The 20,998-nt window shown below is 67.9% G+C and carries 18 protein-coding genes; 8 read left to right on the forward strand and 10 right to left on the reverse strand.

Translation table 11 applies throughout. The annotated features are described in order from the left end of the window. The first annotated feature begins 10 nt into the window (after positions 1 to 10). The 3 genes from B4F19_RS04545 to katG are packed head-to-tail and all read left to right on the forward strand — an operon-like array spanning position 11 to position 3,857. Positions 11 to 1,009 carry a stage II sporulation protein M gene (locus B4F19_RS04545; RefSeq protein WP_228177576.1) on the forward strand — a complete coding sequence of 333 codons (999 nt, stop codon included), beginning with the start codon at positions 11 to 13 and terminating at the stop codon, positions 1,007 to 1,009. Between the two features lie 59 nt (positions 1,010 to 1,068). After that, the gene (locus B4F19_RS04550) at positions 1,069 to 1,560 is read left to right on the forward strand and encodes a Fur family transcriptional regulator (protein ID WP_292733138.1); all 492 of its coding nucleotides are present in this window, start codon (positions 1,069 to 1,071) and stop codon (positions 1,558 to 1,560) included. Beyond that, entirely contained in the window at positions 1,557 to 3,857 is a 2,301-nt protein-coding gene (katG, locus tag B4F19_RS04555) for a catalase/peroxidase HPI (protein WP_292733036.1), read from the forward strand. The genes B4F19_RS04550 and katG overlap by 4 nt, the downstream gene beginning before the upstream one ends. Before the next feature lie 211 nt (positions 3,858 to 4,068). Here the strand turns inward: katG and aqpZ are convergent, their stop codons facing one another. From aqpZ to B4F19_RS04585, 6 genes are all read right to left on the reverse strand, one after another. Then, positions 4,069 to 4,854 (reverse strand): aquaporin Z, encoded by a 786-nt coding sequence (gene aqpZ / locus B4F19_RS04560; protein ID WP_292733038.1) that lies wholly within the window; start codon positions 4,852 to 4,854, stop codon positions 4,069 to 4,071. Positions 4,855 to 4,982: 128 nt separating this feature from the next. After that, entirely contained in the window at positions 4,983 to 6,272 is a 1,290-nt protein-coding gene (locus tag B4F19_RS04565) for a DUF58 domain-containing protein (protein WP_292733040.1), read from the reverse strand. A 7-nt stretch (positions 6,273 to 6,279) separates the two neighbouring features. After that, complete coding sequence (locus B4F19_RS04570) at positions 6,280 to 7,278, reverse strand: AAA family ATPase (RefSeq protein WP_228177580.1); 999 nt, start codon at positions 7,276 to 7,278, stop codon at positions 6,280 to 6,282. Continuing rightward, positions 7,275 to 8,489 (reverse strand): DUF4350 domain-containing protein, encoded by a 1,215-nt coding sequence (locus tag B4F19_RS04575; RefSeq protein ID WP_292733042.1) that lies wholly within the window; start codon positions 8,487 to 8,489, stop codon positions 7,275 to 7,277. The genes B4F19_RS04570 and B4F19_RS04575 overlap by 4 nt, the downstream gene beginning before the upstream one ends. Then, positions 8,486 to 9,154, reverse strand: a complete 669-nt coding sequence (locus B4F19_RS04580; protein WP_292733044.1) for a DUF4129 domain-containing protein — start codon at positions 9,152 to 9,154, stop codon at positions 8,486 to 8,488. Before B4F19_RS04580 ends, B4F19_RS04575 begins: the two co-directional genes overlap by 4 nt. Beyond that, positions 9,136 to 10,371 carry a hypothetical protein gene (locus tag B4F19_RS04585; RefSeq protein ID WP_292733046.1) on the reverse strand — a complete coding sequence of 412 codons (1,236 nt, stop codon included), beginning with the start codon at positions 10,369 to 10,371 and terminating at the stop codon, positions 9,136 to 9,138. The genes B4F19_RS04580 and B4F19_RS04585 overlap by 19 nt, the downstream gene beginning before the upstream one ends. Positions 10,372 to 10,601: 230 nt before the next feature. Between B4F19_RS04585 and mtrA the strand changes: the two genes are divergently transcribed. The 5 genes from mtrA (at position 10,602) to hpf (ending at position 16,366) form a co-directional block, all read left to right on the forward strand. Beyond that, positions 10,602 to 11,282: an MtrAB system response regulator MtrA gene (mtrA, locus tag B4F19_RS04590; RefSeq protein ID WP_292729878.1), complete on the forward strand. Its 681-nt coding sequence runs from the start codon at positions 10,602 to 10,604 to the stop codon at positions 11,280 to 11,282. A gap of 48 nt (positions 11,283 to 11,330) precedes the next feature. Further along, positions 11,331 to 13,022, forward strand: coding sequence for an MtrAB system histidine kinase MtrB (gene mtrB, locus B4F19_RS04595; RefSeq protein WP_292733048.1), 1,692 nt, complete (start codon positions 11,331 to 11,333; stop codon positions 13,020 to 13,022). Beyond that, positions 13,019 to 14,707: an LpqB family beta-propeller domain-containing protein gene (locus tag B4F19_RS04600; RefSeq protein WP_292733050.1), complete on the forward strand. Its 1,689-nt coding sequence runs from the start codon at positions 13,019 to 13,021 to the stop codon at positions 14,705 to 14,707. The genes mtrB and B4F19_RS04600 overlap by 4 nt, the downstream gene beginning before the upstream one ends. 96 nt (positions 14,708 to 14,803) lie before the next feature. Continuing rightward, a complete protein-coding gene (locus B4F19_RS04605) occupies positions 14,804 to 15,523 on the forward strand; it encodes a ComF family protein (protein WP_292733052.1) in 720 nt (239 codons plus the stop codon). Between the two features lie 186 nt (positions 15,524 to 15,709). Further along, on the forward strand, positions 15,710 to 16,366 hold the full coding sequence (gene hpf, locus B4F19_RS04610) for a ribosome hibernation-promoting factor, HPF/YfiA family (RefSeq protein ID WP_292733054.1): 657 nt from the start codon (positions 15,710 to 15,712) through the stop codon (positions 16,364 to 16,366). 68 nt (positions 16,367 to 16,434) lie between these two features. Here the strand turns inward: hpf and B4F19_RS04615 are convergent, their stop codons facing one another. The 4 genes from B4F19_RS04615 to B4F19_RS04630 are packed head-to-tail and all read right to left on the reverse strand — an operon-like array spanning position 16,435 to position 20,695. Next, entirely contained in the window at positions 16,435 to 17,790 is a 1,356-nt protein-coding gene (locus B4F19_RS04615) for a hypothetical protein (protein WP_228177589.1), read from the reverse strand. Positions 17,791 to 17,832: 42 nt separating this feature from the next. Beyond that, positions 17,833 to 19,044 carry an ABC transporter permease gene (locus tag B4F19_RS04620; RefSeq protein WP_292730204.1) on the reverse strand — a complete coding sequence of 404 codons (1,212 nt, stop codon included), beginning with the start codon at positions 19,042 to 19,044 and terminating at the stop codon, positions 17,833 to 17,835. Continuing rightward, complete coding sequence (locus tag B4F19_RS04625) at positions 19,041 to 19,769, reverse strand: ABC transporter ATP-binding protein (RefSeq protein WP_292733056.1); 729 nt, start codon at positions 19,767 to 19,769, stop codon at positions 19,041 to 19,043. The genes B4F19_RS04620 and B4F19_RS04625 overlap by 4 nt, the downstream gene beginning before the upstream one ends. Then, positions 19,766 to 20,695, reverse strand: a complete 930-nt coding sequence (locus B4F19_RS04630; protein WP_292730198.1) for an efflux RND transporter periplasmic adaptor subunit — start codon at positions 20,693 to 20,695, stop codon at positions 19,766 to 19,768. The genes B4F19_RS04625 and B4F19_RS04630 overlap by 4 nt, the downstream gene beginning before the upstream one ends. Between the last annotated feature and the right edge of the window lie 303 nt (positions 20,696 to 20,998).

A 20,998-nucleotide genomic window follows, 5' to 3' on the forward strand; every position in this document is an offset into this window, starting at 1 on the left:
AGTAAAGCAAATGGATCTCGATGCCCTGACTGACGCGCGACGCGCCGAGTGGGCGCGGCTGGACCAGCTCGCCCGCTCCCGCAGGCTCTCGGGGGCCGAGATCGATGAACTGGTCACCCGGTATCGGGCCGCGTCCGCGGATCTCGCCGACATCAAGACCACCGCCGGGCGCACTGCCGAAGGCGACTACGTGTCGTTGCTGCTTGCCCGCGCACGGCGGCGGCTGACGGGGCGCGGTGAGAACCCGCTGCGGCAGGTACCGCGCTTCTTCGTGTGGCAGCTGCCGGCAGCGCTCTACCGGCTGCGATGGACCACCCTCGCCGTCGCAGGACTGTTCGTGGTGGTCGCCGCGGTGGTCGCGACCTGGATCTCCCGCGATCCGGCGCTGATCGCTTCGCTGGGCTCGCAGGTGCAACTCGAGTATTACGCGGAGGTCGAGTTCGAGGGCTACTACAGCGAGAACCCTGCTGCCGTGTTCGCGGGCACGGTATGGACAAACAACGCGTGGATCGCAGCCCAGAGCGTGCTGTTCGGGATCACCGGGATCTGGCCGGTCATGGTGCTGGTACAAAATGCCGTCGCGGTCGGGACAGCAGCCGCCGTGCTCGCAGCCTTCGACCGCATCGACACGTTTTTCCTCTTTATCCTTCCGCACGGCCAACTGGAGCTCACCTGCGTCTTCGTCGCCGTCGCGGCAGGGCTTCACCTGTTCTGGTCGTGGGTGGCGCCTGGCCCGCGCACCCGGGGGGAAGCGCTCGCGTCGCAGGGGCGGGCCCTGGCGACAGTTGCGATCGGACTCGTGTTCGCGCTCGCCGTGGCGGGGGTCATCGAGGGATTCGTGACGGCGCAGGCGTGGCCGTGGGCCCTCAAGATCGGAATCGGAACCGCGGCGCTCGCGGCGTTTCTGGTCTACATGCTCGTCGTCGGACGGCGAGCGGTGCGTGCCGGTGAGACGGGGGACCTCACGGAGTTCCACGCCGGCACTGCTCGGCTGTGGACTGGCGGATGATCGCCGTCGCCGCGCGCTCCTTTTGAACTGATCAAAAATGCGATAGCGTCGAGGGCGTGATGGATGACGCGGGGGCTGCCGATGCTGAGTCGGCCGAATCCGCGATCCGCGCAGCGGGGCTCCGAGTCACCAGCGCGCGGCTCGCGGTGCTCGACGCTCTTCGCGAGCACCCGCACGCGAGTGCCGACGCGATCTTCGCGGATGTCGACCGCCGCGCCCCCGGCACCACGCTCCAATCTGTCTACAACGCGCTCGGTGACTTCGCCGGTGCCGGCCTCGTTCGCCGCATCCAGCCGGCTGGCCAGCCCATGCGGTTCGAAGTGCGCATCGACGATAACCATCACCACCTGGTGTGCACCTCGTGCGGGCGCGTCGAGGACGTCGACTGCGTCACCGGTGAAGCACCGTGCCTGCATCCCTCGCAGATGCACGGCTTCACGCTCTCGCAGGCCGAGATCACTTTCTGGGGCAGGTGTGCGTCCTGCTCCGCCTCAGACGTCGACCCCTCATCACCCACCGAAAACCCGACCGTCATGGAAGGACGATCATGAGCGAAAACGACCCGGCAGTCACCCCCCTGGGGGAACAGCCCAATGACATCGATCAGTCGGTCACCGTCACCGACACCGACGAGGCGGAAGTCGCCGAGGCCACGGGCGACGGCGCCTGCCCCGTCATCCACGCGCAGCCCCACCCGACGAACGGTTCGGCCAACCAGGTGTGGTGGCCGAACAAGCTGAACCTCAAGATCCTCGCGAAGAACCCCGTTGAGGCGAACCCCTACGGCGGTGACTTCGACTACAAGGCCGCGTTCGAGGCCCTCGATCTTGACGCCGTGAAGAAGGACATCGAAGAGACCATCACCGTCTCGCAGGACTGGTGGCCAGCCGACTTCGGCAACTACGGACCGCTCATGATCCGCATGGCCTGGCACAGCGCGGGGACCTACCGCGTGATGGACGGTCGCGGTGGCGGCGGCACCGGGCAGCAGCGGTTCGCTCCGCTGAACAGCTGGCCCGACAACGTCGGCCTCGACAAGGCTCGCCGCATCCTGTGGCCGGTCAAGAAGAAGTACGGGCGCTCGCTGTCGTGGGCCGATCTCATGATCCTCGCCGGCAACGTCGCGCTCGAGAACATGGGATTCGAGACCTTCGGGTTCGCCGGCGGACGCGTCGACGCGTGGGAGCCGGATGACGACGTCTACTGGGGCCCCGAGACCACCTGGCTCGGCGACGAGCGCTACACGGGTGAGCGTAACCTCGAGCGACCGCTCGCTGCCGTGCAGATGGGTCTCATCTACGTCAACCCCGAAGGCCCGAACGGCAACCCCGACCCGCTGGCATCGGCGATCGACATCCGGGAGACCTTCAAGCGGATGGCGATGAACGACGAAGAAACGGTCGCGCTGATCGCCGGTGGTCACACCTTCGGAAAGACGCACGGCGCGGCATCCGATTCGTACCTCGAGAACAACCCCGAGGCCGCCGGGCCCGAGATGCAGGGCCTGGGGTGGAAGAACAACTTCGGCTCAGGCAAGGGCGACGACCAGATCACGAGCGGACTCGAGGTCACCTGGACCTACCACCCGACGCGCTGGGACAACGAGTTCTTCCACATCCTGTTCGGCTACGAGTGGGAGCTTATGAAGAGCCCCGCAGGCGCCAACCAGTGGCGGCCGGTCAACGGCGGCGGCGCCGACATGGTGCCCCTCGCCCACGACCCGTCCAAGCGCCGTGAGCCCCGGATGCTCACCAGCGACCTCGCACTACGCTTCGACCCCGACTACGAGAAGATCTCGCGCCGGTTCCTCGAAGACCCCGCAGCCTTCGCTGACGCCTTCGCGCGCGCGTGGTTCAAGCTGACCCACCGCGACATGGGGCCCAAGGCTCGTTACCTGGGACCCGAAGTTCCCGCCGAGGAGCTCGTTTGGCAGGACCCGGTGCCCCCGGTCGACCACCCGCTGATCGACGAGGCTGACGCCGCGGCGCTCAAGCAGCGCATCCTCGAGTCGGGTCTCACTGTCGCCGAGCTGGTGCAGACCACGTGGGCGGCGGCATCCACCTTCCGCGGCAGCGACAAGCGCGGTGGCGTCAACGGCGCTCGCCTGCGCCTTGCTCCGCAGAAGGACTTCGAGGTCAACAACCCCGCCCAGGTCGCAAAGGTCCTCGGCGTACTCGAGGGCATCAAGGCTGACTTCGACGCCTCGGCGCCGGGCGGCAAGAAGGTCTCGCTTGCCGATCTCATCGTGCTCGCGGGCAACGCCGGTGTCGAGAAGGCCGCAAAGGATGCCGGTGTGGATGCTGTCGTGACCTTCCACCCCGGACGTACCGACGCGTCGCAGGAGCAGACGGATGTCGAGTCGATGCAGTACCTGGAGCCGGCCGCCGATGGCTTCCGGAACTACCTCGGCCCCGTGGCTGCGGCATCCGGGCTGCCCGAGGAGCACCTGCTCGTCGACAAGGCCAACCTCCTGACCCTCACCGCACCGGAAATGACCGTACTCGTCGGTGGTCTTCGCGTCATCGCCGGGAACTACGACGGCTCGGCGTACGGGGTGTGGACCGAGCGTCCGGGAGTGCTCACGAACGACTTCTTCGTGAACCTTCTCGACCTCGGCACGACCTGGCGTCCGCTGGACCCGGGCAGCCACGCGTTCGAGGGCACCAAGGATGGTTCGGGCGAGCTCGTCGGTCGCGGGACCCGCGTCGACCTGCTGTTCGGTTCGAACTCGGAGCTTCGCGCGATCGCCGAGGTCTACGCGAGCGACGACGCGAACGAGCAGTTCGTCCGCGACTTCGTGAAGGCGTGGGGCAAGGTCACCGAGCTCGATCGGTTCGACCTGGTCTGAGCCTCGGTCTCAGCATCCATACCGAAGCGGCCCGTCTCCTCGGAGGCGGGCCGCTTCGGTATTCTGCGGTGCGGTCAGTTGACGCGGGCTTCCGCCGCCGCCGGTGACACCGCGTGTGCTGCGGATGTGTGCATGTGCGGCGTATCAATGCGCAGCGGATGCACGAAGCTGCCGCACGCGCGTGATTCGGCAGCCGCGCTGGGCCGGGACCTCAGTTGACGCGGGCTTCCGCCTGAATCGGCGGGAGCGGCTTGCGCTCGAACAGCGCGCGGTGGGCGAAACCGGCCAGGAGGCCTCCGACCAGGGGGAACACGATGAACACCCACAGCTGGGCGAGTGCCTCGCCGCCGCCGTAGATGGCAGTCGCGATCGAGCGGGCGGGGTTGACGGAGGTGTTGTCGATCGGGATCGAGACGAGGTGGATCATCGTGAGCGTGAAACCGATGACGAGTCCCGCGAACTTCTCGGCGTTGCGCTGGGGATGCGTGACGCCGAGGATCACGAGCAGGAAGATCGCGGTGAGGAGGATTTCGGCGACGATGGCAGCGCCGAGGCCGAACCCACCGGGGGATGCTGTGCCGTAGCCGTTGCTCGCGAAGCCGCCATCCTGTGCGGCGCTGAGCCACCCGTCGGGTCCGAACAGCCCGATGAGCACGATGAGTGTCGTGCCGACGGCGCCGCCGATGACCTGAGCGATGAGGTAGCCGGGAACGTCCTTCCACGCGAAGCGTCCGGCTGCGGCGAGCCCGAACGTGACGGCCGGGTTGAAGTGGCCGCCCGAGATCGGACCCCAGGTGTAAATACCGGCCATCAGGGTTAGTCCGAATGCGAGGGAGACTCCGAGGAAGCCGACGCCGAGCGAGGTGCCGTTCTCGCTCGCGCCGAAGTTCGCGGCGAACAGGGCGGTGCCGATCGACCCGAACACGAGCAGGAACGTACCCAGTGCCTCGGCGATCAGCTTCGTTGCTGTGCCGGGGGTGGAAGTGGTTTCAGCCATCTCTGGCTCCTTTCATTCGGCCGAAACCTAGCGCTCTCAGGCGAATCACAGGCAAACGACATGCCCCGCGCGTGCGAAATCACCCCGGTTTTCACCTGTGACCCCGCGGTCGGGCCGCGGTTCGCCGTTCAGAGCCGGCCGAGCGCCTTGAGCGCGAGGTAACGGTCGGCAACGCGCGGTGGCAGTTCCTCGGCGGAGGCCGACAGGGCATCGACGCCCGCTCGGGAGAGCGCCGTCACCATTCGGTCGGCGTCCCACCGGGCCCGCTCCCGGGCTGCGGCCTCGAACGCATCGGATTGTGACGCCTCGGTTTGCTCCGGCTGGGCCGCGGCGACCAGAACGTGCGTGTGGCTGGGAATGAGGGGGAGAGCGCCGAGGAAGCCGCGCGAGGCCTCCGGATCGTCGTGCGCCGTGAGTACGACGACCATCGAGGGTCGGGTGGTCAGGAGCCGGGCCTGCGCAAAGGCGGCGTCCCAGTCGGTGTCGATGAGCCCGGCATCCACGGCGACCATGGCGTCGACGAGGGCCGGCAGCAGCGCTGCGCCGTCGCGGCCGGTCACCCGGGCACGCACTGCTCGGTCGAACATCAACAGGTGGATGTGATCGCCCGCTTGCGCAGCGAGCGCTGAGAGGAGGAGGGCTGCCTCCATCGCGGCATCAAGTCGCACACCGTCGTCGACGCGTGTCGCCGCGGTGCGACCGGTATCGATGATGATGACGATGTGGCGGTCGCGCTCGGGGCGCCACGTGCGCAGCATCGTGGCGCTGGCCCGGGCCGTGGCGCGCCAGTCGATCGAGCGCACATCGTCGCCGCGCACGTACTCGCGCAGGGAGTCGAACTCGGTGCCCTGCCCCCGGACCTGGACGCTGGTGTTGCCGTCGAGTTCGCGCAGCCGCGCAAGGCGTGAAGGGAGGTGACGCCGCGAGGTGAACGGCGGCAGAACACGGATGCTTCCAGGAACCGCGATGAGTGCGCTCCGACCCGCGAGCCCGAGAGGCCCAGCCGACCGAACCGCGAATCCGGCGCTGCGCAGCTCTCCGCGCCGGCGAGGCAGCAGCGAGGTGACCACGCGACCCGAAGCGCCCGGGTCAATCCGTATCACCGCCGTTCCGGTAGTAGCGCCAGCCGTCGGCTGCCAGGCGTCTCGGACGCGGATCCGGAGGGTTCGCGTACCTGTATTGACGACCGCTGCCGTCACCTGCGACGGCTGGTCGCGCAGCACCTTTGTCGGCCCAGCGCGCGTGATGTTCACCCGACGCGGATTGGGGGCGGCAAGCACATCGAGACCCAGCAGGAGGAGGCAGAGTCCGAGCCAGGCGGCCGCCCCAGCCCAGGCGGGGATTCCGCCGACCGAGCCGAGGATCACGGGAACAACGCCGGCCCCCACGAGCAGGGGGTACCGACCGGTCACATACATACGGCGCTCACAGCGGGACGCGTGTTTGCTGCAGGATGCTCTGAAGCAGTGCCTCGACCGAGACGCCTTCGAGCTCGGCATCCGGACGAAGTCGCAGACGGTGCCGCCACGTGGGCAGCAGCATCGTCTGCACGTGGTCGGGGGTGATGGCCGGTGACCCCCCGAGCCACGCCCACGCTTTCGCCGTCGCCAGCAGCGCGGTTGCGGCGCGCGGGCTCGCACCCAGCTGCACGGAGGGGCTCTGCCTCGTCGCCTGCGCGAGGTCGACAATGTAGCCCAGGACGTCGTCCGCGGCTGTCACGTTCCGGACCGCAGCCTGGGCCGCCCGGAGGTCGGCGGCGGTGACGACGGTCTGCACGCCGGCCTCGTCGAGATCGCGCGGCGAGAAACCGTCGGCGTGTCGGCGCAGCACCGTGACCTCCGCGTCGCGCGCGGGCATGTCGACGATGAGCTTCAGGAGGAACCGGTCGAGCTGAGCTTCGGGGAGGGTGTAGGTGCCCTCGTGCTCGATCGGGTTCTGGGTGGCAGCGACAAGGAAGGGATCGGGCAGCGGGCGGGTCACGCCGTCGGTCGATACCTGACGCTCTTCCATCGCCTCCAGCAGGGCCGCCTGGGTCTTCGGCGGCGTGCGGTTGATCTCGTCGGCCAGCAGGATGTGGGTGAAGACCGGCCCCTCGCGAAACTCGAATTCGCCCGAGCGGGCGTCGTAGATGAGCGAGCCAGACACATCGCCGGGCATGAGATCGGGAGTGAACTGCACGCGCTTGGTCTCAAGCCCGAGCGCGCGGCTGAAGGCCCGTACCAGCAGCGTCTTGGCGACACCGGGTACGCCCTCGACCAGGACATGTCCGCGGGCAAGCAGCGCGATCAGGAGGCCCGTGATCGCGGCATCCTGCCCGACGACCGCCTTGCCGATTTCGTCACGTACGCGACCGACGGCGGCTCGGGCGGAATCGTCGGCGGTAGGGGCGTCGGCCGTGGTCGGTGCCGGGTCGGAGGTCGTCATCGGTTGTTCCTTTCAGGGTGAAGTGCCGACCGTGCTGCGGCTTCGAGTCGGCGCAATCGGTCGTGAAGCTCGTCAAGGTCGCGCCGCGACGTCGGGGGTGCGCCGTCCAGGATGGTTCGCGCTTCCTCCCGCGGCGACACCGACACGCTGGCCAGTGCGTCGGCGACTTCTGCTGCCGACGACGAGCCCGACAGACCGAGCAGCCGCGCGATCCGCACGCGCGCGCCGTGGCGCAGCAGGGAGGCGGCGTGCGCAGTGTCGCCGGATCGTGCGTAGAGGTGCGCCCGCCCCCGCGTGGTCTCTTCGCCGCGCACCGTCACCGGCAGCCGTTCGCCGACAAGCGGTCCGAAACGGATGCCGCGCCAGAGCGCCGCCGCGACGGCGGCCACCAGCATGAGGACGATCACGGGGCTGACCCACGGGGGAGTGAGTTCGCCGAGGGACGGGCTGGCCGGGTCCAGGTCGGTGTCGGCGACGGACGGAACGTACCAGACGAGCGTGGCGTTTCTTCCCATCAGACCCAGCGCGAGGGCGGCATTGCCGTCCTCGGGGAGGTGTTCGTTCGTGAAGAGCGCAGCCCCGTCGACTGCCGACACCCGCTGGGTGCCCGGGACATCGGAGCGGACGGCTTCGCGCACCAGCAGGGCGAAGCCTCCGGCTGCCGGATAGCACTGGGCGGCATCCGTAGCGAGGAAGACCGTTCGCGGACGGATCGCTCCAGCCCGTTGCGCCTCCGGTACCGAGCACTGCGGCTGCACGAGCGCATCGTCGGCGACGCCCACCGCGTTCGCCCCATCGGCTATCAGGCGGAGCGTCCGCGAGCGCGGGTCGATGAGGACGACGTCTGCCGCTGGCGCGGCAAGGGCGGAGATCGCGTCGTCGGAGAGCGCAGGTGCATCGGGGAGCACCAGTGTCGCCGCGCCGTCACGCAGTTCTGCGGCAGCCTGCTCGTGCGAGCGGACTACCCGCACCTCCACGCCCTGCTCGGCCAGGATGCGTGCCAGCGCCCGGGTGCCCGTCGGGGCCGCGGACTCAGGATCGAGCGACTCGCGCTGGCTCCATTCGCCGCCACCGACGATGCTCGCACCGACGATTCCGACCGCGATGAGCCCGACGATGATCGCTATCCATCCGAGTATCGAGCCGCGGCGGGCGCTGGAGGTCGAGAGGTCGGCGCCAGCAACACGCCGCTCGCGGACATCGAGGCTCATGACCCGTGAACCTCGGCGGGTGCGCCCTGCGCGGATTCGAGCCTGGCCAGCGCGCTGTCGGCCGCGGCCACCACGACGTATCCTGTCTCGGTCCCGGGCCGCTGAAGGTAGCGCACGTCCTCGAAGACGGTGGCCGCTTCCCTGGCTCCCGCGCTCACCGGCGCTGCCAGAGCATCGGCGCGCACCGCGAACTGCCGTGCAGTCGTTCCGGGAGTGAGCTCGATCAGTCCCCGTTCGTCCAGGCCGCGGGCTGCTGCCCGGAAGCGCAGCACGATAGCCGCGTCCCAGTCTCGACGGTTCCGGGCAGCCTCGGCTGCCGTCCGCAGCCCCTCGGCGGTTCGATAGTCGATGTCTCCGAACAGTTCGCCGGTGCGGGCTCTTCGCGAGGACGTGCGCCGAGGTACCCCCCACACGAGAATCGCGATGACGATGACAGCGATGGCGATGATGGCGACGACAAGGGCGAGAATCGCCGCCCACTCCGGCGCGACGTCGGGTGAGAACAGGGAGGCGAGGGCATCCCGGGCCGCCTGTGCGGCTCGGTCGAACCAGGTCGGCTGCGCCGCCTGATAGACCGGATCCGCGAGCTCCTGCACAGCCCAGTCTCGAGCTTGCTCGCCATCCGGAATGAGCGGGATCTCTGAGATCACCGAGGCATCGCCCATGTCGTCTGATCGTCATCGGGTCCGGCGGTCGGGGCCGGCGGCGATTGGTCTGGGGCCGGCGGGACGGCTGCGGGCGACGCGGATGTCTGTTCCGCGGCGGGCGGGGGAACGATCGTGTAGCCCGGCGGAGGGGCGAACGGGGCAGGTTGCCCGTACGCGGTGGGCCAGCGCGGTTGAGCGGCGCGCCCAACGTGAACGACGTACGGGTCGGGGAGGTCGGTGTCTCCCGCGTCTCTGCGATCTACGTACTCGAGGAGGTCGAGGTCCAGGCCCTCGTGCCGCATCCGGCAGTCGATGTACACGAGTCCCGCGGCGGTGGATTGCACGATGACCGCGACCGACTGGATGAGAAGCGTCACGATCTGCGTGAGACCGAGGGTTGCGACAATGCCGATGATCGCCGCTGCGCTCTCATCACCAGTGGGGGCGATCACCGTTGTCAGCGCGGAGGCGAGGAACGAGAACGGGATGCTGACGACCTGTGCGACGGCACCGAAAACGAGCGATACGAGCACCAGGATTCCCAGGATCACCCAGAACCGGCCCCGTGAGAGCCGCCATGAGCGACCGAGCGCCGCCCCCAGCGACGTGTGCTCGACGATCAGGACCGCCGGAACGAGCAGAAGCTTCACGGCGAGCCAGAGGCTGAGGGGGATGGCAGCGAGGATCACCAGGATTCCGAGGATGACCGCGGCGGCGGGAACGGCGACAGCGAGCACGGCGATCAGACCACCGACGATGATCACGATCACGCCGATCGCGAGCGAGAGAAGGATCGTGTAGCCGATCAGTCGCCAGGCCACGGGCCGCACACGCTGCCACAGCATCCGCAGCGTCATCTTTTCGGCCACCGCAGCGTGCAGAACGTCGGAGATCACCACGGCCTGAACGAGAACACCAACCGCACCAGCGAGAAGACCGAGCACCAGGCCCGACAGCGCGGTGAGCGTTATCGATCCCGTCAAGACGGCATCCCACTCGTCGGTGCCCGCCGGCACCGTGTCCAGCCGTGAGAAGCTTGCGAACGCGATTCCCGAGATCGCAATGGTTACGACAAGGTATGCGACGGTCTGCACGACCATCGCGAACCCCAGCAGCACCTTGGGGTTGTGCCGCAGCGCCGAAAACGAACGACCCAGAATCGTGCCGAACGTCAGCGGCTGCAGCGGGATGATCCCGGGCCGCGGCGCAGGCGTCCAAGACGGGTACGCGGTCACGGGTTCCTCCTACAGGCTGGAATCGACGCGAGTTTCCATCGTGTCACACGGGACGCAGACCCGCTCATGCCAGTTACCATCGCGTCGGGCGTGCCACCCGCCGCCCGAGCCGGCACCGACGCGCGCGCGAATCAACGGCGTGCGCACAGGTGGAGTCGACTACTCTCGGGGGAAGCACACGCGGCCGCCTGCCGCCAGTGCGCAGGCTGGACGCAAGGAACGAAGGCGCGATGAACTCACGCATCCTGGTTGTCGACGACGACACCGCACTGGCGGAGATGATCGGGATCGTGCTGCGCACGGAAGGGTTCGACACGGTTTTCTGCGCCGACGGAAACGCCGCTGTGGACACCTGGCGCGCGGAACGCCCCGACCTCATCCTGCTCGATCTCATGCTTCCCGGTCGCGACGGCATCGAGATCTGCACGGCTATTCGTGCCGAGTCGGGCATCCCGATCATCATGCTGACGGCACGCACCGACACCGCGGATGTCGTCCGCGGGCTCGAATCCGGTGCTGACGATTACATCGTCAAGCCGTTCAACCCGAAAGAGCTCGTGGCCCGCATCCGGACCAGACTGCGCCCCGGCGGGCAGCCGTCGCAGGAGACGCTGCGGATCGGGAATCTGACGATCGATGTCGCGGGCCACGAAGTACGACGCGGTGATGACGTGATCTCGCTCACGCCCCTGGAGTTCGAGCTCCTGGTCGCGCTTGCCTCCAAGCCGCAGCAGGTGTTCTCGCGGGAGATGCTCCTCGAGCAGGTCTGGGGCTACCACTACAAGGCCGACACGCGCCTGGTCAATGTGCACGTGCAGCGGCTGCGCGCCAAGGTGGAACTTGACCCCGACAACCCGCGCATCGTGACGACAGTGCGCGGTGTGGGCTACCGGGCCGGTGCTGTGGAGTGAGCGTTGTCGACGATCGGGCCGCGTGCAGCGGTCGCGTGAGGTGAGACAGTGGGCTCCCGAGGGGCCGCCGAGCCGTCGTTTCGTCCGCTGATCTGGCGGCGCAACTGGAGGGCGTGGCCCGACAACCTCGTGCACCTGTGGCGACGCTCGCTGCGGTTTCGCACACTCTCGGTGACGATCGTGCTGACAGCTTTCGCCATCCTGATCGCCGTGACCTGGACGGCCCTGGCTATTCAGGATGATCTTTTCGCGTCCCGGCGCGACGAAGTCACCGAGCAGGCGCTTCGTGCAACGGCATCCGCGCAGACAGTGCTCGACGGAGCCGACACGCAGGGGGACCCGGCACAGATCCAGCGCGTGTGGCTCGGGTTGCGCACTGCCCTGCAGCAGCAATCGTCGACCGACATGATCGCGACGTTCCGGATCGGGGCCTCTGATCCTGCTGCGCAGGCATACCGCGTCGGCGAGTTCGACACGGCGATCATTTCCGAGGGCCTGCGTGAGAAGGTGCGAGCCGACGCCAATCAGCAATGGTGGCAGTCTGTCGCCCTCGACGCCGCAGGCACCCCGGGCATCGTCGTGGGGCAGCAGCTGATCTTCCCGCAGGTCGGCGACTTCGAGGTCTACTACGCGTATGGCCTTGAGGGAGCTGATCAGACCCTGCGGTTCGTGCAGGCCACACTGTGGGTCGTAGGGGTTGCCCTGGTCCTGCTCATCGGGGGCATCGCCTGGTTCGTGCTCCGCTCGGTAACCACTCCCATCGGTGAAGCTGCACAGACCAGCGCAAAGCTCGCGGCGGGGGAGCTGGGGGTCCGGCTGCCGGTGCGTGGCGAAGACGAGCTCGCGACGCTGGGCGAGTCCTTCAACGCCATGGCGGACAGCATCGAGACGCAAATCAAGGAGCTTGCCGATCTGTCGCTGGTGCAGCAACGATTCGTCTCCGATGTCTCGCACGAGCTGCGAACCCCGCTGACCACTATTCGGCTGGCCGCCGACATGCTGAACGACCGTCGGGATGATTTCGATCCGGCGACAGCGCGCGCCGCCGAGTTGCTTGCCGCTCAGGTCGAGCGCTTCGAAGTGCTTCTGAGTGACCTCTTGGAGATCAGTCGGTACGACGCGGGATCCGTGCAGCTTGAACTGGAGCCGACGAGCCTTGCCCACGTCGCGGAGGACGTCATCGCGTCAATGGAGCAGATCGCTCACCAACACAACACTGATCTACGCTTGGTCGCCCCCGGCGGTTACTCGCCCGTGGACATGGACGCCCGGCGCGTGCGCAGGATCCTGCGGAATCTGATCGGCAACGCGATCGAACACGGGGAGGGTAAGCCCGTCGTGGTCACCGTGGACAGTAATCAGCAGGCCGTCGCCGTTGGGGTGAGAGACTTCGGAATGGGCATCGCCGCCGAGGATGCCGCACGCGTGTTCGATCGGTTCTGGCGCGCTGATCCGTCCCGCAAGCGAACCCTCGGCGGCACGGGACTGGGCCTTGCGATCTCGCTCGGTGACGCGAAGCTGCACGGGGGAGACCTAGCAGTGTGGTCGGAACCCGGACGCGGTGCCCACTTCGTGCTCACTCTTCCACGCGGCGCGCACCGGACGGGGCCCGCGGCGCTTCCGTTGGACTCGCCGATTCCGCTCGATCCCGGTGACGAGAACACGGTCGACGCTTTCGAACACACCCAGCCGATCTCGACGATTCCGAGCGGCGACCCGGCGGCGGGGGGCGGATCATGAGGCGGCTCATCGGCACCGTGCTGGCGATACTCGGCATCCTGGTGCTCTCCGCCTGTGCAGGACTTCCTGTCAGCGGTCCTGTCACGGCCGGCCGGCCCGTCGACGAGGTACGCACCGGACCCGAGGTGCGCTTCTTCCCGGACGGACCGCAGCCGGGCGCCACCCAGGAGGAGATCGTCGAGGGTTTCCTCCTCGCAGGGTCCGGCTCGAGCGCTGACTGGGCAACCGCCCGCTCCTTCCTTGCGCCCGCGATCCAGTCCTCATGGGACCCCTCAGCGGGTGTGGCGGTCGTGCCCACCGGCGAAATCGTTGCGCAACCAGCGGTCGACGACACCGTGAAAGTCATCCTCGCTCCCGTCGCCAGCGTCGATGCGACGGGCCGCTACGAGCCGGCTCTGGGCGGCACCGCGACACTCGCGTTCGAGCTGATACAGGTCGCAGGCCAATGGCGGATCTCCAAGGCTCCCGACGGGATCGTCCTGGACGAAAGCGTGTTCGGGACAGTGTTCCATCGTTACTCCGTGATGTACTTCGATACCTCGTGGACCTATCTCGTTCCCGACGAGAGATGGTTCCCGACGACGTCCGCCGCCGTGCGTATCACCACTGCGTTGGTCGATGAGCAGCCGAGCGACTGGCTCGCCGGGGCTGTGTCGACAGCCTTCACTGACGACGTGACCTCGGTCTATTCGTCTGTGCCGCAGAGTGCCGGTACGGCGCAGGTCGAGCTGTCCGCCGAGGCTCTCGCGCTCCAGCAGCTCACGATCGACCGCATGGCTACCCAGCTGGAAGCGAGCCTCGCTACCGCCGGGATCACCGAGGTGGAACTGACGGTTGATGGCGTTCCCATCGCTGCAACGCCGGTCCAGACCCGATCGACCGCAGTTACCGGGGGCCCGCTCGTGTTGACCGACGAGGGCTTCGGTTTCTTGCCGGGCAGTGAGTTGACGCCGATCGGGGGACTCTCGGGTGCCGTCGTGCGAAGCAACCCGGTGGCGGTGCAGGTCGGACCGGATCAGGAGAGTGCGGCAGTGCGTTCGGCCGATGGTTCGGTTGCCCGTGCTGACGTTACCGATGACGTCGTCGTGCTCGACACCCGCAGCGGCTTGCGCGATCCGGTGATTGATGCCCGAGGCTATGTGTGGAGTATTCCGGCGCGATCGCCGGCAGCACTCACCGCTTTCGGTCCAGGCATAGAATCACCCCTGCTCTCCCAGTCCTGGGCTGCGGCGGGCGCCACAGACGTGCAAGCGATGTCGATCTCGCGCGACGGCGCCCGCATGGCGGGCGTCGTGCGCATCGGGGACCGAACCGAGCTATGGCTGTCGGGCGTCATTCGCGATGAGAGCGATAACCGGGGGGTACCGGCGCGGCTCGGCGAGCCGATCGTTGCCGGGACGATCGCCGGAGAGGCGGTGTCGATGGTGTGGACCGACGATGTCACTGTCGCGGTGGTCACGCGATCGGGAACTGAGACCGAGATCGTCGAGCAGGTAGTCGGAGGTACGTCCTCGACGATCGCTGGGCCGGCCGGCGCGTCGATCACAACGGTGGCGACGGCGACCTCGAGTATCCGGCTGAGATCCGATGACGGGGGACTGTACGTGCGGCGGGGAGCGAACTGGCTGCAGACCACCGAGGGCATCTCGCTCCTGGCGGTGCAGCAGGGCACCCCGCAGCAGTGACTCGAACCTTTCTCCCGAGCCGGGCGCGGGAGACCGCTATCCCCAGTGACCCGAACGCGAGCTCGTGAGGCCTCAGTGCCCGTGCACGGTGGAGTCGTGACCACCTCTCGTATCCATCGCGGAGTCGAGTGGACACGCGATGCCGCCTCGCAGGCGCTCTCGTGGCTGATTCCCGTCGACTGCGCCGGATGCGGTCGGCCAGACTCCTCGCTGTGCGACTCGTGTGAACTGGAGTTGCGCCGCAGCACCACGCGGTGCCGGATGGTGGGTGAGCTCACCGTGTTCAGCGCCGTCGCGTACGACGGTCCGGTGGTCGGGGTGATGCGCTCTCTCAAGACCGAGGGGAGGACCCGACTCGTCCGCCCTCTGGGGGCTGCCCTGCGCACGACGCTCGAGCGGGCCGATCTCGTGCCCGGCGGGCTGGTTGCCGCACTCGCGACGGGAACTGTGATTCCTGTCGTGATCCCCTCGTCAGCTGCTGCGTTCCGTCGTCGCGGATACCGTGTCGTCGACCTCATTGCCAGGCAGGCCGGCATGCGGTGCGTTCCGGTCCTGCGCAGTGTCGGTGCCGGCGTGGATCAACGGGCGCTTGGCCGGGCGGCGCGGGAAAGCAATACCGAGGGCATGTTCGCCGTGCGATTCGTGCCCGGTCGCCCCGTGCTGTTGATCGACGACGTTGTCACGACCGGCGCGACGCTTCGAGCGGCAGCCGAGGCGCTGCGCGAGGCGGGAGTCGCGGTTCTCGGGGCGGTGACCGTCGCGTCCACGCCGCTGCGATGGTCGTCCGGCCAGGGGCGCTCACCACGCGAACAATAGACTTCATCGGCTCGCGCCGAGCCGCCGAGGACCGGGCAAAAGTCAGTCTACCGGGGTTATGGCGGAGGATACTGACACGGCGGAAATCGTGCGTGACAGGCAGATGGCCAGGGTCTAACGTGGGGGTAACAAGGCGACTGATGGTCCGCCCTTGGAACCGGGCGGACCGGAAACAAGGAGGTCAAGATGGACACGAACATCGTCGGCGTGGGAGTCGGTATCACCGATCGCTTCCGCTCGGTCGTCGAAGAGAAACTCGTCCGGATCGAACACCTCGCACCCCGTGCGCAGCGCATCGATGTCAAGGTCACTCATCGCACTTACCGCACGGGCCGGGTCGAAGACCACACTGTCGAGCTCACGCTCACCGGCAAAGGTCCGCTGGTGCGGGCTGAGGCGACCGATGCCGACAAGTTCACAGCGCTCGATATGGCTGTCGACAAGCTGTGCGAGCAGTTGCGACGCGCCAAAGACAAGAGGGTCGATGCCCGAAACCACCCCCGCAAGGCGATGTTCGACAAGGAACGCGGCGAGCTCGACGGGATCGACATCCAGCCCGCATCGGCAGATGTCCTCCGGCGCGTCGCGACCGGCGAGGTGCCGATCGTCGACGGTGAGGACGACGAGGCATACACGCCAGTCGTCATCCGCACGAAGGAATTCGAGGCGGAGTGGATGACGGTCGAGGAGGCTGTCGACCGGATGGAACTGGTTGGACACGACTTCTTCTTGTTCATCAACGCCGCAACCGATCACCCGAGCGTGGTGTACCGCCGCAAAGGCTGGGACTACGGTGTGATCTCCCTCACCACCGAGGCAAGCCCGGCGGCCCTCGTGAGCTGAGTGCCCGCGGCACTGCCGCAAGATCGGAGACGGATGCCGCGAGCCGTAGAGCTTGCGGCATCCGTCTCTCAGTCGAAGATCCCGTCCAGGATGCTGCCGATGACAAGGCCCCCGAGGATTCCGCCCACGAGGTCCGAACCGCCGCCGGTCCGGCGCCCGAAGCCCTCCATCGGGCCGCCCCACTGCGGATGCGGACCGGCCGAGGGACGGGATGCGTCGATGTCGCGCTGGGCATACCGCAGCGCATCGCCTGCCAGCTGGGCGGAGCGGCGGGCGAACTCCATGGCTTGATCGCGATCGTCCTCGGGGATGGTGGGGACGGTCGCGGCAGCGCCTCCGACGACGCGGTCCAGGTCCGCCCGGACGCGCTCGGCTTCGGCAAGGCGCGTGCGCGCGTCGGCACCGATCCAGCCGCGGTGGCCCGCGATGACATCTCGGGCCACCGCGAGCTGGCGGTCGGCGTCATCGATCGCGTTTCGCACATGACCGAGCTCCGGGATCGGGCGGGCAGCTCGTTCTAGCGCCGCAGCGACTGCCGCGTCCAGCGCTGCGTTGGCTTCCCGCATCCGAGTCAGGTGCTCGAAGGGGTCGGTGTTCACGCCCGCGGCAGGGAGGGCGGCGAGCGCCGCCTGCAGGGCCGACATCGCCTCGATGACCGCGGGGACCTGCGGCGCGGTGCGCGCAGCGATCAGATCCCCGCGCGAGTCCTCGACGATAGCGCCGAGTGTCGCCTCGGCTCGGAGGGCTTCGACTTCGAAGGTCTCGACTGCGTCCACCAGGGTTTCGGCGCGTCGGGCAGCCTCGGTGGCAGCTTCCATCGCGAGGTTCGCCTGCTCCCGTTGTCCGGCTTCCCGTCGACGCTCGGCGACTCCCGCGCTGTGCTCAGCGAAGCTCAGGAGCTGTTCGGCTTCGGCGGGGTTCGCGGCGACACCCTCCAGCGCGCTCGGCGCGTACCTCGTGGCAAGCCGTGCCACGGTCTCACGTGCGTGCGGAATGCGTTCCCGGACGCGGGCAGCGTCAGCGCGGACCCGGGCGATGATCTCGGGCGCCCGACGTGCCCGCTCGATCGGTTCGGCAAGAGCCGCCATCCGATCTTCGAGGAGATCTTCTGCCCACTCGCACAGCTGGACGATGCGGGTGTTTCGAGTGCGGAGTTCGTCGGCGGTATCGGGTATCTCGTCGTGGTTGAGCTGGTGCAGGTGGAAGGCCTCCTGCATGTGGGTTCGCACCGAGTCGAGCGCGGCGCGCAGGTCGCCGACCGCGTTCGGTCCGAGTTCGGCTTCGGCGAACGAGACCTCGTCGACGGCGAGTCGGATGTGTTCGTCTGCCGCAACGAGCGAGCTCTGCGCGCGGCGAGCGAGGTCGGCATCCTGTTGCGCCGTCTCGGCCTGTTCACGCTTGCGTCGTCCCCAAAAGCCGGCCATGCCTCGATCCTAGAATCGCGCAGCCGTGTTCGGGCTGAGTGGTCAGACGCGCAGGGTGTCTATGACGCGTGAGCGCACCGCCACCAGTGCGGGAAGGAATCCCGCCAGCGCGCCGATGACGACAGATGCGATCAGCCCTGTTATCGCCGCCCGCACGGGGAAGGGCGGCACATCCTGCAGGGCGCCGAACATGGTCAGCACCATCGGCGTGCGCATGACGGCGACGGCCAGCACGATTCCGACGACACCGGCAACGGCGGTTGCAACGACGCTCTCGAGGAGGACCGCCGTGAAGATCCGGCCCGCGGTTGCCCCGAAGCTGCGGCGCACGCCGATCTCGCGGATGCGCTGGCGCATGGCCACCAGCTGTATGTTGACCAGCCCCAACCCGCCGAGCACCAGGATCAGCACGGCTATCGAACCGGTCACGAGCTCGAACATCGCCGCGGACGCCTGCGCATCGGGACGCGATCCCCAGTCGGTGCGCGAGACCGATACCTGCACCGCCTCCCCGGCCGCGGCGCGGACATCCGATGCCAGCAACGCACCGACCGTCGGCACGATCTCTTCGGGAACCCAGAGCTCCCACGTGACCCCGGTCTCGGCGGGCAGCGAGTCCACACGATCCCGGTATCCGTCGTACAGCATCCAGATCTGCTTATTCGAGTCCCAGTCGCCCTCACGGGGCGTGACGCCAATGATGGGGAAGGTGCCTCCCGCGCCGCCGATCACCTCCATCGTCGGATGCGTTGCCAACGGCGGTGCTCCCAAAGCCGTCCACAGGGGGTAGCTGATGACGACCGGCGGCGCCAGCAGCCCCTCGTCACCGGGCACGAACCAGCGGCCTTCGGCAACTGTCGATCGATGGATGACGGGGTACGCGGGATCCACCAGCATCGTTGTGACGGGCCTGACCCACTCCGGCGTCTGTACCTGCAGGGTCACGGATGCCGCAAGTCGCGAGACGTAGGACAGCTCGAAGCGGGCGGCGGCGCCCGAGACGTCCTCGTCGAAGCTGTCCCAGTCCATGGGCGCTCCGTCGGTGGCCGATGCCGACACCGATATCGTGGCGACGCGCCCGCCGTAGCGGTCGGATTGCTCGGCTGCCGCCTGACGCTGATACTCGCCGAGTGCGACGACCGCGGTGAGGGCGGCAACCGAGACGGCGATACCGATCAAGCTCAGCAGGACCCGCAGCTTGTGATGGCGAAGTTCCGCCCACGCCTCCAGGAGCGCGCCGATGAACCCGCTCATGCCGAGACCGCCCCGAGCGCGGTGTCAGCGAACGCCCGGTCAAGGTCCACGGGGGAGAGCACACCATCGGCCAGTCGCAGATGCCGCCGCGCACGAGCCGCCACATGAAGATCGTGAGTGATCGTCACCAGGGCAGCGGCGCTCTCGGTGGCAATGTTGTCGAGTAACGCCATCACTGCGGCGCCGGTTTCGACATCCAGAGCCCCCGTCGGTTCGTCGGCGAGGATAAGCGCCGGGCGGCGCACGAGGGCTCGCGCGATGGCGACGCGCTGTTGCTCGCCGCCCGACAGTCTCTCGGGCGGCGTGTCCAACCGGTGGGCCAAGCCCACACGGTCGAGCATCGCGCGGGCAAGCTCCCGGCGGCGCCAGAACTGCTTGCCACTCGCGTACCCGAGGGGCATCTCGACGTTCTCGAGCGCCGTGCGCCCGGCAAGCAGGTGGAACTGCTGAAAGACGAAGCCGACGTCGCGCCCCCGCATCCGGTCGAGGCGCCCACGCCGGATGCCGGCGACCGGCGTGCCTCGAAACTCTGCGGTTCCCGAGGTCGGCAGATCGAGGAGGCCCAGGATGTTCAGCAGCGTGGACTTGCCCGAGCCGCTGCGGCCGACGATCGCGACGTGGTCTCCTGCCGACACCGCAAGGTCGACACCGCGCAGGATGTCGAGCGTCGACTCGTCGGGGAGTGTGACCTGCTTGGTCACACCCTCGAGCCTGACAAGGCTCACCAGCTCCACCCCGGGTCCTCGCAGAACTGACCACCCATCCCGTCGTCGTAGCAGACCGGTTCGTTCGGGGCCGCGAGGCCGGGGACGAACTGCCGCACCTGCTCGCCGTCGGTCAGTCCGGAGACGACCTCCACGACGGTGCCGTCGCTGACTCCGAGTCCGACTTCCCGCTCTTCGAGGGGGGCGCCGGTGCCGGCATCCACCCACACCAGCCCGGTGCCTGCTCCACCGCGCACTGCAGTGACCGGAACCACCAGGGCATCATCGACAGTCGCTACCCGGATGGACAGCTCGGTCCGAAGGCCTGCGAACACTGTCTGGTCGGTCGGGACGGCGCACGTGATGCTGGTCGTGCCGTCTTCGGACACCTGCACCGATAGGCCCGTGCATGAGAAGGGCGCGGGGCCGCCCTGGATTGTGACTTCGCCCTCGGTCGGGGCATTCAGCAGTCGATACAGCTGCACCGGCTCGATGGTGCTCTGCACGTGATACCGGGTGGGGCTGAGCGTCGCGATTTCGCCTCCGATGCTCGTCGGCTGTCCTTTCACCACGGCCACGGCGGTCACCTCGCCGGCCTCCGGGGCCAGCACATCGATCGTCTTGGCGGGATAGGACTGCTTGATCGTCATCAAGACCTGACCGGCTGCGACCGACTGTCCCGGTGCAACCTTGACCTCGCTGACGGCTCCGTCGACCTCGGAACGCACCGTCACGGCGTCGTCGCGCGCGATCGTTCCTTCGAGGGTCAGTTCGTCGATCACGCTCTGGCGGACGACGGGCACAACCGGCTCGGTGATCTGCCCACCCGGATCTGCCGAGGCCGTCGCCGTATCGGGGAAGAACGCCATCTTCACGAGTGCGGCGGCGAGAGCCCCGAACACGATAACGAAAAGGATGGGAAATACCCACCGACGCCACACAGCCATAGACATACTCCTTCCATTCGCGACGAAGCGTTCCCCCGATGAGCGCGGATGGCTTCGTGTGATCCCCCGCGTGCAACCTATCCCGCGCCTGCGGGCACGGCCAACACTGTCGATGACATTTCAGGGTCTTCCCCGAGAGACTCAGGGTGCGCGTTTGCTGGGGCGGGAAAGCGGGGACGCTTCCGCTGGGAGCGGACCCAGCGCACGCCAAGGTCACGGCCCGGTAACATGAGTCGGTATGTCCGCGCGCGGTTCGCGCCGGGTCGGCACCCCGGGTGCCGCCGTTGACAGATGGAGAGCTTT

Source organism: Microbacterium sp. UBA1097 (assembly GCF_002313585.1).
Classification (GTDB): domain Bacteria; phylum Actinomycetota; class Actinomycetes; order Actinomycetales; family Microbacteriaceae; genus Microbacterium.

Coding starts and splice junctions, on each gene's coding strand:
- B4F19_RS04545 (WP_228177576.1), top strand. CDS start 11: ATGGATCTCGATGCCCTGACTGACGCGCGACGCGCCGAGTGGGCGCGG.
- katG (WP_292733036.1), top strand. CDS start 1,557: ATGAGCGAAAACGACCCGGCAGTCACCCCCCTGGGGGAACAGCCCAAT.
- B4F19_RS04600 (WP_292733050.1), top strand. CDS start 13,019: ATGAGGCGGCTCATCGGCACCGTGCTGGCGATACTCGGCATCCTGGTG.
- B4F19_RS04565 (WP_292733040.1), bottom strand. CDS start 6,272: ATGTATGTGACCGGTCGGTACCCCCTGCTCGTGGGGGCCGGCGTTGTT.
- mtrA (WP_292729878.1), top strand. CDS start 10,602: ATGAACTCACGCATCCTGGTTGTCGACGACGACACCGCACTGGCGGAG.
- B4F19_RS04615 (WP_228177589.1), bottom strand. CDS start 17,790: ATGGCCGGCTTTTGGGGACGACGCAAGCGTGAACAGGCCGAGACGGCG.
- B4F19_RS04630 (WP_292730198.1), bottom strand. CDS start 20,695: ATGGCTGTGTGGCGTCGGTGGGTATTTCCCATCCTTTTCGTTATCGTG.
- aqpZ (WP_292733038.1), bottom strand. CDS start 4,854: ATGGCTGAAACCACTTCCACCCCCGGCACAGCAACGAAGCTGATCGCC.
- B4F19_RS04580 (WP_292733044.1), bottom strand. CDS start 9,154: ATGGGCGATGCCTCGGTGATCTCAGAGATCCCGCTCATTCCGGATGGC.
- hpf (WP_292733054.1), top strand. CDS start 15,710: ATGGACACGAACATCGTCGGCGTGGGAGTCGGTATCACCGATCGCTTC.
- B4F19_RS04575 (WP_292733042.1), bottom strand. CDS start 8,489: ATGAGCCTCGATGTCCGCGAGCGGCGTGTTGCTGGCGCCGACCTCTCG.
- B4F19_RS04570 (WP_228177580.1), bottom strand. CDS start 7,278: ATGACGACCTCCGACCCGGCACCGACCACGGCCGACGCCCCTACCGCC.
- B4F19_RS04620 (WP_292730204.1), bottom strand. CDS start 19,044: ATGAGCGGGTTCATCGGCGCGCTCCTGGAGGCGTGGGCGGAACTTCGC.
- B4F19_RS04550 (WP_292733138.1), top strand. CDS start 1,069: ATGGATGACGCGGGGGCTGCCGATGCTGAGTCGGCCGAATCCGCGATC.